The organism is Novosphingobium sediminicola (assembly GCF_014196525.1).
Classification (GTDB): domain Bacteria; phylum Pseudomonadota; class Alphaproteobacteria; order Sphingomonadales; family Sphingomonadaceae; genus Novosphingobium; species Novosphingobium sediminicola.
Window position 1 is genome coordinate 207265 of sequence record NZ_JACIDX010000002.1, and the last position, 13991, is coordinate 221255.

The following is a 13991-nucleotide window of genomic DNA, read 5'->3' on the forward strand; positions in this document are numbered from 1 at the left end:
GTGGACAGGAGGGAGGAATCCCGCAGGCGGGGCGACGATTTTTCTCACTGTGGCCGATTAGGCACAGTGGCTATGCGGCCTAACCTATTTCACCAGCCGGGCGGTTTGCAGCGTCATGGCGAAGAGCGCCGCCAGCGCATTGGTGATCGACCCGTCAGTGCCCACCTCGAAAAACAACGGGGCGCCCGCCGACGATGTTGAGGCGCAGCTCTGCAAGGTGCTGGCAACGCTGGAAAGATGCGGGCCGACAACGGTTTGCGACCATGTATCGCCGGTGATCGAGTCCGCCGAATAGGTGGTGTAGATGATGCCTATCGTGATGCCCTTGGTCTTGATCGCGCTGCATTGCGCCAGATCGGTCGGGTTCAATTCACGCGCCCAGCGCCCGCCATTATAAGTTTCATCGGGCACGCCATCGGTGATGATCAGCAAGACTTCCTGCGGCGTGGCGGCGGTCGAACCATCGCCGGGCGCGGGCATCACGGCGTTGAGCGAGGACATGGCATTGGCAAATTCGGTGCCCATGTCGCTGTTGCAAAAATTGTAATAGGGGCAGTTGTTCTTGTACCAATTGTCCTGCGCGGCATAAAGATCAGGCACGCTGCTGGTCGACAGGCTCTTCACATCCATCATCGAACTGGTCAGCGCGGTCAGCGGACTGGAAGCACCCGAATGAGTCCAGTTAAAGCCGTAGAACTGCATCTTATAGCTGACCTGATTGCTGGTGGCATAGGTCTGGGCGGTGGTGATCAGATTTTGCGAGGCGCTGCGTTCTTCATCAATGCGCAGCAGGATCGAGAGCGATCCGCCATAAAGGCTGGCATAGTTGCGTGTCAGCCAATATCCATCGGCATATTGCCCGCTGCTTTGCAGGGCAAGCGGCTGGGTTCCGTTCGCATAATTCGGACTATAGACATAACCATTCCAGACGCTGGAAATCGGCCATGCATTGCCGCTTGAATCCAGCCAGATGTCCTGCCCGGCGGTGTTGCGTATATAGATGCTGTCGCTGTGGGGATTTTTGGTGTGACAGGCAAAGGCGCAGCCATAGGGCGCATTTGCCATGGCCGATGTGGCCGACCGGATCGCTGAAAGCCCCGCGCTGGTGGTGGGCAGCAGCATCGAGGGGCTGGTGTCGAGCAGCACGTAATAGTTCACATAGGGCGGCTTGAGCGCGCTGGCCGTGGCGCTGCCCGATATGGCAAGGCTGGAGGAGCCCAATATGGTCGAGAAGATATTGGTGGATTTGGCCCGCCATGTCACCACCACCTGCCGCCCGGTTCCGCTGGTGCTGGATGTGTCAGCCACCGCAATGGTCAGGTCGTTGGCCGCATTGAACGTCACTGCCGTCAACATGCTGGCCTGCGCCTTGAAATTGGCAAGGGCGACGGTCTGGGCAAGAGCGGCGGTCTGAGTCATCGCAAGATTGGACACCGCCGAGAGGGCGGCGGCATCGGCGGCCGCGTCAAGGATGGTCTTGACCCGCATGGCCCGGCTGTAATCCACGCCAAAGCCGGTGGCGAAAATCATCGGCACCAGCGCAAAGCCGGTCATCATCAGGACATTGCCGGATGCATCACGCCGGAATGCGTCCAACAGGCGCAGCAATGCCCGGATCATGATTTGCTCACCGAGGTCGAAATGCGCGGCACCATATAGATCGCCTGTTGCAGCGCCACCGAGCCGAACCCGCGATAGGAGGCCGGGGGCGTATAGGCATAGCCGACCTCGCCAAGGATCAGATAGGAACCGTTCGCGGCCAGATTGCCGGGAATGATCATGCTGGCCCCGGTGGTGCGGGCGGTGATGTTCTGGCCTTGGCTCCACACCACAGTGGCGGCGGTCGAGGATGTCACCAGCACCTGGCTGATGCGCACCGTGATGCTGGTGGACGATCCATAGGGCCACATGATCTGCGTGGCCCCGCCCGCGATGGTGGTCAGATCGCTGGTGGTGACGGCGGAATAGCGCGAGGTCAGATCGGCCATGCTGCGGGCGGCCAGCGTGACCTTGCGGTTGCAGGTCAGCGCGTCGAGCGCGACATAGCCGCCCAGATAGAGCATCAGCAGCACCGGCGCCACCATGGCAAATTCCACCAGCGCAAGCCCGCGCGAGCAATGGATCAGCCGGATTACCAAGCCGCGCATCAATAGCCCTCCGCCTTCATCAGCGCAGTGGCCACCAGCAAATGCTGGCTCTTTCCGGTGGTGACCAGCGAGAAGCCCAACGGGCCGGTCAGCGTGGGCCAGAGATAGAAAAAGCGCACCACGACAATCGCGCCCGATGAACCGGGCGTATAGGAAAAGCTGTTCGAGACATTGCCGCTGCTGTCATAGGTGATGGTGGGCGCGGCAAGGCTGGCGGAGGAAAAGCTGCTGGCGGTGGTGACGTCGATATAGAGGTTGTTGCAGGACAGATAGGGCGGCAAGGTGGCGCAGGCGGCTGTCTTGAACTGATCGGCGGTATAGCTGGCGCTCTGGGCCTGTCCGGTCATCAGCAGGCGGGCCGAGGCCTCGGTGGCGGTTTCCAGCCCCTGCCCCGCGATGAAGGTGAAGGTGGTTTGGAAAATCGCCACGATCAGCGCGATAAAGGCAGGGCCCACAAGGGCGAATTCCACCATCGCCGCGCCCGCGCGATCATGCCACAGGCGCAAGCCCAGCCGTGAACCGGATAAGTGCGACGTCAGTTTGACCCAAACCACCTCAATTGCGCCTAAAACAGCTTATCAAGACCCCCGATTACAGGATGATGGGCAAAGGATTGCGGTTGGGGCGCCTAGGGAAACGCGCTTAGATCCGCGCTGTGATGGCCGCATAAGTGATCGCTTTGGGCGCAGATCGGCGTGCCCCCAGCCATCACCATCGGCTACTAATCTATGGCCATAAAAATGGGAGAGTGGTCGGGCGATGAAGGTTCTGCTGGCCGAAGATGACGAGCAACTGGCGCGCAAGCTGCTGCGGGTGCTGCATGGCCATGGCTTTGCGGTGGACCATGCCGACAATGGCGAGGATGCGCTGCATCTGGCCTGCACCGGGGTCTATGATGTGATCGTGCTCGATCTGGGCCTGCCGGTGATTGATGGGCTGGCGGTGCTGCAAGGGCTGCGCGGGCGGGGTGTCGATTTTCCCGTGCTGATCCTGACCGCGCGTGATGCCTGGGCCGACAAATCGGCGGGCTTCAAGGCGGGCGCCGACGATTATCTGACCAAACCCTTCCTGCCCGACGAACTGGTGCTGCGGATGCGCGCGCTGGTGCGCCGGGCGCGGGGGCTGAAGGCCGAAACCCTGCGCTGCGGTCCGCTCGGCTATGATCCCATCACCGGCGGCTTTGAACTCAACAGCGCGCCTCTGCGGCTGACCGCGTTTGAAACTCGCATTCTGGCCCGGCTGATGCTGTTTCGCGAACATGTTGTGGAGCGCGAGAAATTGTTCGACGCCACCTATGAATTTCAGGCCGATGTGCCGCAAAACTCGCTGGAGGTGCTGGTCGGGCGGTTGCGGCGCAAGATCGGCCATCACATGATCGAGACGGTGCGCGGCCATGGCTATCGGCTGACCGCGCAAAACGCATGAAGCTGCCGCTTTCGCTTCATGCCCGTATCGCGCTGTTGGCGATGGCGATGGTGGCGGCGGTCATCGCCTTCAGCGTGGGCGCGATCAGCAGCGTGATCGAAGGGGCGGTGGCCGACAATATCGACGTTAAAATGGACACCCAGATCCGCATCCTGTCGCATGCGCTTGATGGCGGCCAGCGGCTCATGCCCGCTGCGCTTCATGCCTATGTCGATCTGGATCATCCGCCTGCGGGATGGGGATGGGATGTGCAGACGCCCGGCGGGCATTGGGCGCGCGGCGTGATGCCCGGCGCGGTGGAATATCCGATCCCGCGTATTCACCCCGATGGTGACATTTACAGCGGACGCGGCACGAGCAACGATGGCCATTTGATCCGCATCCGTCGGATAGATCCGGGAGCCTCCTCACCCGGCACGCGCATTCTGGTGATCAGCCCGCGCCATCTGATCGACCGCGAACTGACGCGCGTTCTGCGCGAGGTTTATAAGGTGATGGCGCAGGTCATGCTGGTGCTGATCGTGGCCACGGCGCTGCAATTGCGAGTTGGCCTGCGCCCCTTGCGCAAACTGGTGCAGGATGTCGCGCGGGTGCGCAATGGTCAGGCCCCGCGATTGCCCGAACGCCAGCCCGCCGACATTCAGCCCTTGGCCAGCGAGATCAACGCTCTGGTCGATCGCAACCGGGCGGGGCTGGAAACGGCGCGGCTCAATGCGGCCCATCTGGCCCATGCGGTCAAGACTCCGCTGGCCACGCTGATGCTGCAACTCGAACATGAGGATGCCAGCCAGGAGGCCCGCGCGCTGGTGACCAGTGTGGCCGAAAGGGTGGCCCATCATCTCCACCGCGCCCGCAGCGCCGCCATCCGCCTTGGCCCGCGCGCCCGCACCCAGGTCGCTCCGGTGGCCTGTGAGGTGGTCTCCACCATGCGCCTGATCCACCGGCATCGCGCCATCGCCGTTGCCACGGCGCTCGACAGTCCTTGCGCCGTGGCGGTCGACAGCGAAGATCTGGCCGAGATGCTGGGCAATCTGGTCGATAATGCCGCGCGCTATGCCCATTCGCGGGTGACGATCAGCGCGCAGGAACAGGGCGAGGAATTGATCCTGACGGTGGAGGACGATGGCGATGGCATCCCGGCCGACGAACTGGCCCATGCGCTGACGCCCGGCGTCCGGCTGGAAGATGCCAGCGAGGGCTATGGCTTCGGCCTGTCCATCGTGCGCGATCTGGCCCAGCTTTATGGCGGCTCGCTGATCCTAGAAAGCGCGGATGGGGGCGGATTGAAGGCGCGGCTCAATTTGCCGTTGTGAGGCCGCGTTTCATTTAGGTTGGGTTTCAATCCCCGGTGATAGCGCCCCCATGGCTCCGGCGCCAAGCGTGCCGGTTTGCGCCGATAGTTCACGTCAATTCCAGCCTTGCCCCCAAAGAGAAGCGCAAGTGCCACCGGGGGAGGATATTTATGAAGGGATCGCGCTCTTGCGCATGGATGCTGGCCGGGGTCAGCATCTGGGCCATGCCCGCCGCCGCTCTGGCCCAAAATGCCGATGCGCCCGACATCGTTGTTACCGCGCTCAAACGAGAAACCTCGCTGCTGAAAACCCCGGCGGCGATCAGCGTCGTCTCGGGCGCCGATCTTCAGGCCAAGGGTGTGGTCAATCTGGCCGATATTCAAAATGTTGCGCCCGGCGTTGCCATTGCGCAGGGCCGCGACGGCGTGCAGGTGGCGATCCGCGGCGTGACCACCACCGATACCTCTTCCAAGGGCGAGCAGGACATCGCCTTCAGCGTCGATGGCGCCTATATCGGGCGCGGCAATGCGCGCGGCGGGGCCTTTTTCGATGTCGATCATGTCGAGGTTTTGCGCGGCCCCCAAGGCACACTTTATGGCCGTAGTTCAACCGGCGGGGCGATCAATGTCGTGACCAGCAAGCCCAAGCTTGGCGAAACCAGCGGTTATATCAAAGCCGAATATGGCAATTTCGACACCAAGCGCGCGCAGGCAGCGGTCAACCTGCCGCTGGGCGATACGGTAGCGATCCGGCTGGCCGGTTCGTTTAATGATCGCAGCGGCTATTCGCGGCCCATCGATTATAATCCGGTCTTCTTCGGCACGACCTACCACTTTTCCGCCGCGCAGGCCCGCGCCCGCAATGATCAGAATGACGCCACGGGCCGCGCCTCGCTGTTGTTCAAGCCCAATGATGCCTTCAGCCTGCGTCTGAACGCGACCTATGGCCATCAGGGCGGCGTGGGCGGCGCGCCTGCGCTTGAAACGCAACTGGCCGCGCATGGCGATACGGGGGCGGCCGCGCTGGCGGGGCTGGCCAATCCGGTGCCATCCTTCCTGCGCAACAATTTCTCGCAATATGACGCTGCGCTCAATTACCGTTTTGGCCCGGCCCAGATCGACATCATCGCCTCGCATCAGGTGATGAATTTCAAGCAGCAGAACGCCAGCGTTCAGGATGCCGCAGCCAATGGCGGCGGGGCGCTCTATCCCTGCTTTGGCAATCCGTGCGATGTGCGCAACGCCAATGCGGCAGGCCTGCCGCCCTTTGGCCCGACGTTCCAGCTTTATTACCAGCAGAACCATGTAAAAACCGACCAGATCGAAGCCCGCATCTCGAACGCCGACAAGGGCCGGTTCGACTATGTGCTGGGCGCCAATTACTTTAACGAGGCGGCGGGCGAAAACGGCCAGTCGTGGAACGCCCAGATCGCAGCACCGCTCGACACCGGCACTTATGTGTTTCAGGCCGGGCCGGTCAATGTGACCACCCACAAGGCCTATGGCCTGTTCGGCCAGACGACATGGAACGCCACCGAGCAATTGGGCGTCGTGCTGGGCGCGCGCTATACCCATGATGAGGTCAGCCGGGTGGGCACTTTTGCCCTGCCCTATAATTTCGCCGCCGGTTTCCCCCCGCCGCCCTATCCCGACAGCAATGGCAATGCGATCTGCCATTATCCCGACACTTGCGCGGGCGCGGTCAACAATGGCGGGCAAAAGGACAACAAGGTCACATGGCGCGTGGGCCTGAATTATCAGATGAACCCGCGCGCCCTGTTCTATGCCTCGGTGGCGACCGGTTTCAAGGGTGGCGGGTTTAACGATTACGACCCGGCCACCGGCGGCACCGGCCAATATCAGCCCGCCTCGCTCACCGCCTATGAACTGGGCTATAAGGGCCGCCCGCTGGAAGGGCTGAGCTTGTCGAGCGACCTGTTCTATTACGATTTCTCGCGCTTTCAGGTGAACAGCGGGGTCAATTTCCCCAGCGGCAATTTCGCGCTCTATACCGTGACCACGCCGGTCAAGCTCTATGGCTGGGAAACCGAGCTGAACTGGCAGATCGACCGGGACACCTCGATCGATGCCTCGATGACGCTGGAACACACCAGCTTCTCGAACTTCATCACCGGCGCCAATTCGCTGATCGGCAATGGCGTGTCCTTTACCGGGCAAGCGGTCGATCTGGCGCCTTCCTTCACCTTGCTGGGCGGGATCAGCCGCCGCGTGACCATCGACGATCACAGCGCGCTCCGTCTGCGGCTGAATACGAAATACAGCGCGTCCTATCTGCTCTCCGATTACAACGCCGCCGTCCGCTATCGCCAGCACGGTTTCACCCGCACCAATGCCAGCATCAGCTATGAGTTGGACGATGCGCGCTATACGCTGCAACTCTTTGTCGAAAATATCGAAAACAAGGTTCAGCGCACCAGCATAATCGGTGGCACCTATGCCGGAACCTATGGCGGCACGAACAACAATTCGGTGCTGAACGAAGCCTCTGATCCGGCTAACAATCTGGCCTTCTATACCACCGCGCCGCGTCTGTTCGGCCTGCGGGCGGGCATGAAGTTCTGATGCCCCGGCGGGGAGGGCCACGATGCCCTCCCCGCCTTTTCCTCCCCAGCGCGGCGCAAAGGTAAACCGCATGTCCCTGCTCAAATTCCACCGCTGGCTTTCGATATGCGCGGTGGTGGTCTGCCTCTATCTGGGCGCGACCGGATCGCTGATCGAGATGATCGACCTTCGGGGCCTGGTGACCCATGCCTCGCCCTATGACGCCAATATGCAGGCGATGCGCGGCGATATTAACGGGCCGGGCGATTATGCCGTGATCGGCCCGATGGACTACCACGCGCGGGCCCTGTCAGGCGATGTGGCTGCCATGATGCAGACCACCGCCCGCGCGGCGCAGGTCGCCGCCGGAACGGTGTCTTTGCGCTATGTCGAATTGCGTATGGTGGATGGGCGCGCGGTGGGCGTGGCGCAACTGGACGGGCCTTTGCGCGCGCGCCAGCGTCCGCTGCTAGCCTTTGATCCGATCACGGGCGCGCGACTGCCCCTGCCCGCCCTGTCGGGCAAGAATGAGGAGCCGCGCGATGCCTTGCGGGTGCAGGTCAAATCGCTGCACCGGATGACCACTTTCGGCAATGGCGCCTTGTGGATCAATATCGTCATCGGCCCGGCGCTGGTCGCGCTGATCGTCACGGGGGTATGGGTCTATGTCCGGCAATATCGGGCGCGGGCGCGCATGGGGCGCAAGGCTCTGTTCTGGCAGGCGCAGGATTGGTGGCGCACGCTGCACCGCGTTTTTTCGGCGGCCTGCGCCCTGTTCCTGCTGATCCTTGCCATCAGCGGCACCTGGCTGGCGGTGGAAAGTCTGGTCTTTGGCATAAGGATGGATGCCCAGATGGCCCAGCGCAAAGCAAGTATCGTGGATGGTTTCGGCACGCTGGCGGTTGAGGATGCCGCACCATGGGCCCGCACCACGCTGGCGGCTTACGAGGCTGGCCATCCCGACGCTCCTCCCCGCCTGCTGCGCCTGCGCGCCTATGGCGGCTATGGTCAGGGCGTGGTGGTCAGCGGTGGGCAGGATGCCGGGCAACTGGTCTATAACGCCCGCACCGGCGCGACCATGACCGAGACCGAGCCCGGCTATCCCCCGGTGAATTTCCCCTTTGGCTGGCAGGCGCATCAATGGGCCAAACAGGTCCATAACGGCAGCCTGATCGGCCTGACGGGGCGCTGGATCAGCCTGATATGCGGGCTGTGCATCCTCTATCTCTCGGTGTCGGGCATCGTGATGTATGCGCGGATGTGGCGGCGGCGCGCGGGCAATGGCAAACGGGCACTCTTTTGGTGAGCGCCCCTATTTCAGGAACTTTCCCTATGAAAATCATGGCTCTGGCGCTGATCCTATGCGCCTCTCCTGCTCTTGCGCAAAATGCTGACGAGATCGCCCTGCTCAAGGCCGAAGATGCCCGGTTTCGCGCCGAACTGACCCATGACGCCGCCACGCTGGATCGCATGACGGCGCCGGAGGTGACCTACACCCATTTCAACGGCAAGCATGAAGACAAGGCATCTCTGATGCAAAGCTTCACTCATTTGCCCTTCACCGCCATCGAGCCGACGGATCGCCATGCCCGGCTTTATGGACAAGTAGGCATTGTGCGCGGATTGGTGGCCCGGCAATTGCCCGACCGGCGCCTGCTCGACGCCTATATCGCGGTCTATGTCCGACAGGGCAAAGTGTGGCGGCTGACCAACTGGGTTTCCCATGCCGTGCCGCCGCCACCTTCTGCCCTCCATTGAAACCGATCAGGGGCGCATCTGGCCAAACAGGCTGGCGCTGGCCCCGGCAATGGCATCCTCGGCACAGCCCGGTTTGAGCTTGGACCCGATCACCTGAAATGTCAGATGCGCACCCGCCTCGTTTGAGGCGACATAGCCCGAGGTGCCCCGCTTGTTGGCCAGCGTGACGACCATATAATTGGGCGACTGCGCCTCACGCTTCATCCGCGTGCCGATCTGGCTGTAAACCTCGCCATTAAACCAGCCCAGCGTGACGCCCGCAATGCGCAACAGGCCCACGCTCATTTCCGCATCGGGACCGTCCTTATAGGGGGGCAAGGTGCCCTGCCGCGCGGCTTCGTCCAACCGGATGCGCCCCGGACAGGTGATGTCCTTTTGCAGACTTTCAATCGGCCCGTCATCCCATGTCCGGGGCGTCAGATTGCGCATCACGTCAATCGCCGATTCCCCGATGATGACACCCATGGCCTTTACCAGATCGCCGGTTTCCTCCAGCGCCGCCGCATAGGCCGCGCGGTCGCTTTCGGGCAAAGGCTTGGCGATAAAGCCGTTTTGATAGGTAAAGGCATTGGGCAGGCCCGCCGACACTTTCCACTGATCGGGCGCATCAATGCGTTTATTTTTGGCGTCCGGCATTTGCGTGCGGATGCCCGACAATTCCAGCATGGGGCGGATCAACAAAGGGTTCTGGTCGCCCGATGCCCCCTGCGTCATCAGCGCCACCGCGCCGGGATAGCGCCTTTCCAGATAACGCGAGGCGGCCCCCGGCACATCGCCGCTGATCACGCCCGACAGGTAGAAGTTGATCGCATGCATCGCGTAATTCATGTAAACTGCGATGGGCAATCCATCCTCGCCCAGCACCTCCATCACCGCCAGCGTTTTATCCGAGGGGCCATCGCGGTTGGTGCCCTGATACCAGCTATGCCCATCGAACACGTCGCGGTTGGTGTTGAACGCCACCTGTGTTGTGCCGAAACCGATGCGGGCGGGGCGCCATTTCGCCTTCGCCTCGGTGGCCGCGCGGACCACGGCATCGGCCACGGTTTTCGCATCGGGTTGCCCCGGCAGGGGAATGCTGCGGGTGCTGCTGCTATGCGTATGCGTGGCCGAGATCAGGAAGTTTTGCAAAGGGCACCCGGTTGCCTTGGCCACGCGGGCCGAGGCATCGGCAAACACTTCGGGCAGCACGCCGCCCTGATCGAGCGTGGCCAGCACTGCGCAACTTGCGCCATTGCCGATCACCACCGCGCGGGCATAGATGTGATCGTGGATCGTATTGCCATTTTCCAGCGCGGATTCGGGCGGGGTAATGTCCACTCTGGTCGCGCCCGCCACCAGCGCTTGCGGCGTGGCGGCCTGCGCCGGATAGGACAGCGCCGGGATAAGCCCCAACAGACTTGCGGAAAGAAGAATCTTCACAGGTTTCTCCGGCTTGATCAGGGATAACGCGCGGTGGCGACGGCATCGAGGCGCACCTTGAGCGGATCGGGCGCGGCCGCATTGGCGCCATCGGCGGCAAATTGCATGATCGCATCATCCTTCGCCTCAAAGACCGGCCAATGCGGCAGGCCCGGCCCGTTGGGGTCGCCCTTCTTCACGAAATTGACCCAATAGGCATGAAGCGCCCGCGCCACGCCCCGATCCTGCGCCGTCAGCGACGAGCCATATTTGGCCGCCAGCGTATCCATCGAATAGGGAATGTCGGTGGCATGGGGCGGGCCTTCGGGCCATTCCTGGCGCATCGATGCGGCCACATAGTTGAAGCGGTAATCATAGACCGGCAACCCCTGCGCGCGCAGCAGGGTGGACATACGCCGCGCCGGTTCGCGATAGGAAATATCGCGCCCCATTTCGCGCAGAGCATAATCGGCATTGCCATTGGCCAGCGCGGCATAGGCGGCGCGGGCCTGATCCTGCCCCTTGGCAAAGGTCTTGGTAAAAGCGTTTTCCAGACTCGTTTCGCGCATCCCGGCATAATTGTCAGCCCCGGTCGATCCGATGATCAAAGGGACTTTGGCCGCCCGCCCGGCCTCAATTGCCTTCAGCAGGGATTCCGTCACGATCCGCCCATCGCGCGATGGTCCGGCAAAGCGCTCACGCTGGGCCGACGATGTGCCGATATGGATGCCATCAGTCACCTGCTCGGCGGTCAGGGCGCGCAGCCGGACAACCGCTTCCGGCCCGGTGCCCTCGATGCCCCAGCGGCGCGCGAAATTGATCCCGGCCTGCTCGATGCCGACCACCCCCGGCCCGCCTTCCCACGGGCGCGGATCATTCGATGCATTGCCGCCCGACTGGATGATCGCCTGTTGAAACAGCCCGCGCGCCAAAGGTGTCGCCAACAGCATCGCCACCTGTCCCGCCCCCGCCGACTGGCCATAGATCGTCACACGCGAAGGATCGCCGCCAAAAGCCGCCACATTGCGCCGCACCCATTTGAGCGCGGCGATGCTGTCCATATAGCCGAAATTGCCCTTCAGCCCGTCGTCCTGCCCGGCTTTGGCCAGACCGGGGAAATCGAAGAAGCCAAAGCGGCCCACGCGCCAGTTGAAGCTGACGAACACCACCCCGTCGCGCGCAAAGGGCGCCCCGGAATAGACCGAGGGCGAAGCACCGCCATTCACATTGCCCCCGCCATAGATCCATACCATCACCGGCAGCTTTGCCCCGGCCTTCGCTCCGGCCGGGCGCCAGACATTGGCGACCAGACAATCCTCGGCAGGCTTGGTGCCCAGGGGGGCGGCATCACTGGGGAAAGGCTCCTGCATACAGTCATGGCCATAGGCGAGCGCGGGACGCACGCCCTGCCACGAACGCACCGGCTGAGGCGCACGCCAGCGCAGCGCGCCCACCGGCGGCGCGGCATAGGGGATGCCCAGAAAGGCTTCGGTCGGGCCGTCGCGCCTGCCCGCTATCGCGCCGCCCTCCACCCAAACCTTTGGCTTTGCCTGCACGGTCTGCGCCTGCGCGCCATCCGCCGACAGCGCCACCGCCATTATCGCCCATAATTGCGCCTTCATTCCGGCCATCCTCTCTCTTATGCGTCGCATCCTCTCGGCTCTGAGCCTCCTGCGCGCCTTTTCCTTCTCTCGTTCCGGCAAAACATATCCGAAGGTGTGCCCACGCGCGCCTGTCACGCCGCGAAATCAATCGGCGGGCACCGCCATGCAATCGGGTCGCCCCCGCATTTTCATGGAAGGATTTGTCTCAGCCCACGCTCAGAGGGGCAGAAGAGAGGAGGCTGTCACGTCAGTTCAGGATCATAGCGGATTGGAAGATCGTCTGGCGCGCGCCCGCTGGGTGCGCCAGCATGTCTTTCCGCATGACCTGCAAATGCGCAACTGGTTCCGCAAACGGGGCATTAGCGAGGATGACATCAACGAGGCGATGCAGGAGGCCTATTACCGGATCGCCAAGCTGGACGAGGTTGAACCGATCGCCAATCCGGGCGCCTATTTCTTTTCCATCGCCCGCAATTTTGCGATTCAGCGCCTGAAACAGCTCCCGGTCGTGCCCTTTGAAACACTCTCGGAAATGGACAGCGCGCATCTGGGCATGGAAAGCCCGATTGATGAAACGGTCCATATCCGGCTCAGCTATGACAAGGTGCGGGCGATGATCGCGGCTCTGCCCGAACGCTGCCGGGCGATTGTCGAGCTGCGCAAGGTCGAGAACTGGTCGCAAAAGGAAATAGCGCAGCATTTCGGCATAACAGAAAAGGCCGTTGAAAAGCAGGTCTGGCTGGGCATACGTGCGGTACGCGAGGCTTGGCGCAAGGGAGAGAGTGCAGGAGAGGCGCGTCTGGAAGCCATCGAACGGCGAGGCATGAAGCGATGACCCATCCCCATCCCCATCCACCCCCACTAACGCCTGATGCCGCCTATTGGGCCGCCCGCATGGACAGCGGCGAGTGGAGCGCGCAGGACGAGGCCGCGCTGCGGCAATGGCTGGGCGATGACAAGGCGCGCCATGCCGAATTGCTGGAAACGCAGGCCTGCTGGATGATGCTGGATCAGGCCGAACCGGTGGCCGAAACTCTGCCCTCGCCCCTCTGGCGCAGGCGGCGCTTTCTGGCGGCCGCCGCAGCCGGTGTGGCGGCCATGGTCGGGGCGGCGCGCTTCTGGCCTCGCGGACAGAGCTTTGCCACCAGAACCGGGGAAATCCGGCGCGTTCCGCTCAATGACGGCTCGGTGATGATGATCAATTCCGGCTCCGAACTGGCGGTGGAGATGAGCGCCCATGCGCGCAACATTGAACTGGCGCGCGGCGAGGCATGGTTTCAGGTGGCCAAGGACGCCACCCGCCCCTTCGTCGTGGCCGCCGGTGATGTCAGGGCCAAGGCCGTGGGCACCGCCTTTGCCGTGCGCCTGCGCGAGGGCGGGGTCGAGGTGAATGTGACCGAAGGCGTGGTTCAGACATGGGGCATGGGCCATGACAGCGCCCCCACCCGGCTGACGGCGGGCGAAAGAGTGCTGGTGACGCAAAATGCCGTGGTCTTTCTCGACCGGGGCGGCGATGGTTCGACCGAGCAGGCGCTGGCATGGCGCAATGGCATGATCGATCTTTCGGGCCATACGCTGGCCGAGGCGGCGGCCGAATTCAACCGTTACAACACATTGCAGATCGTGGTGAATGATCCGCGCGTGGCCGGAGAGCGGATGGCGGGCATTTTCCGCATCGATGATCCGCGCGGCTTCATCGCCGCCCTGCGCGACGGTTTCGCCTTGCAGGTGGACAACAGCCAACCCGGCGAAGTGCGCATCACGGCAAAAGAAAATGGCCGGTCATGAAGGCGGGTAGTATTG

12 protein-coding genes are annotated in these 13991 nt (G+C 62.8%); 7 read left to right on the forward strand and 5 right to left on the reverse strand.

The window, feature by feature from the left end; genetic code table 11:
- Positions 1-84 precede the first annotated feature (84 nt).
- Genes GGR38_RS03455 through GGR38_RS03465 form a run of 3 tightly spaced genes read right to left on the reverse strand, consistent with a single transcriptional unit; the run spans position 85 to position 2701 of the window.
- Positions 85-1620, reverse strand: coding sequence for a TadE/TadG family type IV pilus assembly protein (locus GGR38_RS03455; RefSeq protein WP_183622679.1), 1536 nt, complete (start codon positions 1618-1620; stop codon positions 85-87).
- A complete protein-coding gene (locus GGR38_RS03460) occupies positions 1617-2147 on the reverse strand; it encodes a TadE/TadG family type IV pilus assembly protein (protein ID WP_183622681.1) in 531 nt (176 codons plus the stop codon). Before GGR38_RS03460 ends, GGR38_RS03455 begins: the two co-directional genes overlap by 4 nt.
- Positions 2147-2701, reverse strand: a complete 555-nt coding sequence (locus GGR38_RS03465; RefSeq protein ID WP_221226987.1) for a TadE/TadG family type IV pilus assembly protein — start codon at positions 2699-2701, stop codon at positions 2147-2149. The genes GGR38_RS03460 and GGR38_RS03465 overlap by 1 nt, the downstream gene beginning before the upstream one ends.
- A 205-nt stretch (positions 2702-2906) precedes the next feature.
- On the opposite strand from GGR38_RS03465, the gene GGR38_RS03470 reads away from it, so the two are divergent.
- The 5 genes from GGR38_RS03470 (at position 2907) to GGR38_RS03490 (ending at position 9183) form a co-directional block, all read left to right on the forward strand.
- Positions 2907-3572 (forward strand): response regulator transcription factor, encoded by a 666-nt coding sequence (locus GGR38_RS03470; RefSeq protein ID WP_183622684.1) that lies wholly within the window; start codon positions 2907-2909, stop codon positions 3570-3572.
- Positions 3569-4885 (forward strand): sensor histidine kinase, encoded by a 1317-nt coding sequence (locus GGR38_RS03475; protein ID WP_183622686.1) that lies wholly within the window; start codon positions 3569-3571, stop codon positions 4883-4885. Before GGR38_RS03470 ends, GGR38_RS03475 begins: the two co-directional genes overlap by 4 nt.
- A 149-nt stretch (positions 4886-5034) precedes the next feature.
- The gene (locus GGR38_RS03480; RefSeq protein WP_183622688.1) at positions 5035-7446 is read left to right on the forward strand and encodes a TonB-dependent receptor; all 2412 of its coding nucleotides are present in this window, start codon (positions 5035-5037) and stop codon (positions 7444-7446) included.
- A 70-nt stretch (positions 7447-7516) separates the two neighbouring features.
- Positions 7517-8731 (forward strand): PepSY-associated TM helix domain-containing protein, encoded by a 1215-nt coding sequence (locus GGR38_RS03485; RefSeq protein WP_183622690.1) that lies wholly within the window; start codon positions 7517-7519, stop codon positions 8729-8731.
- Between the two features lie 26 nt (positions 8732-8757).
- A complete protein-coding gene (locus GGR38_RS03490; RefSeq protein WP_183622692.1) occupies positions 8758-9183 on the forward strand; it encodes a nuclear transport factor 2 family protein in 426 nt (141 codons plus the stop codon).
- 6 nt (positions 9184-9189) lie between these two features.
- On the opposite strand, the gene GGR38_RS03495 is transcribed toward GGR38_RS03490, so the two are convergent.
- Together GGR38_RS03495 and GGR38_RS03500 are read right to left on the reverse strand one after the other, a co-directional pair.
- Positions 9190-10605 carry a hypothetical protein gene (locus GGR38_RS03495; protein WP_183622694.1) on the reverse strand — a complete coding sequence of 472 codons (1416 nt, stop codon included), beginning with the start codon at positions 10603-10605 and terminating at the stop codon, positions 9190-9192.
- Between the two features lie 17 nt (positions 10606-10622).
- On the reverse strand, positions 10623-12215 hold the full coding sequence (locus GGR38_RS03500; RefSeq protein ID WP_221226988.1) for a carboxylesterase/lipase family protein: 1593 nt from the start codon (positions 12213-12215) through the stop codon (positions 10623-10625).
- A 241-nt stretch (positions 12216-12456) separates the two neighbouring features.
- On the opposite strand from GGR38_RS03500, the gene GGR38_RS03505 reads away from it, so the two are divergent.
- Together GGR38_RS03505 and GGR38_RS03510 are read left to right on the forward strand one after the other, a co-directional pair.
- Positions 12457-13023: an RNA polymerase sigma factor gene (locus GGR38_RS03505; RefSeq protein WP_183622696.1), complete on the forward strand. Its 567-nt coding sequence runs from the start codon at positions 12457-12459 to the stop codon at positions 13021-13023.
- Entirely contained in the window at positions 13020-13976 is a 957-nt protein-coding gene (locus GGR38_RS03510; protein ID WP_183622698.1) for a FecR family protein, read from the forward strand. Before GGR38_RS03505 ends, GGR38_RS03510 begins: the two co-directional genes overlap by 4 nt.
- Positions 13977-13991 lie beyond the last annotated feature (15 nt).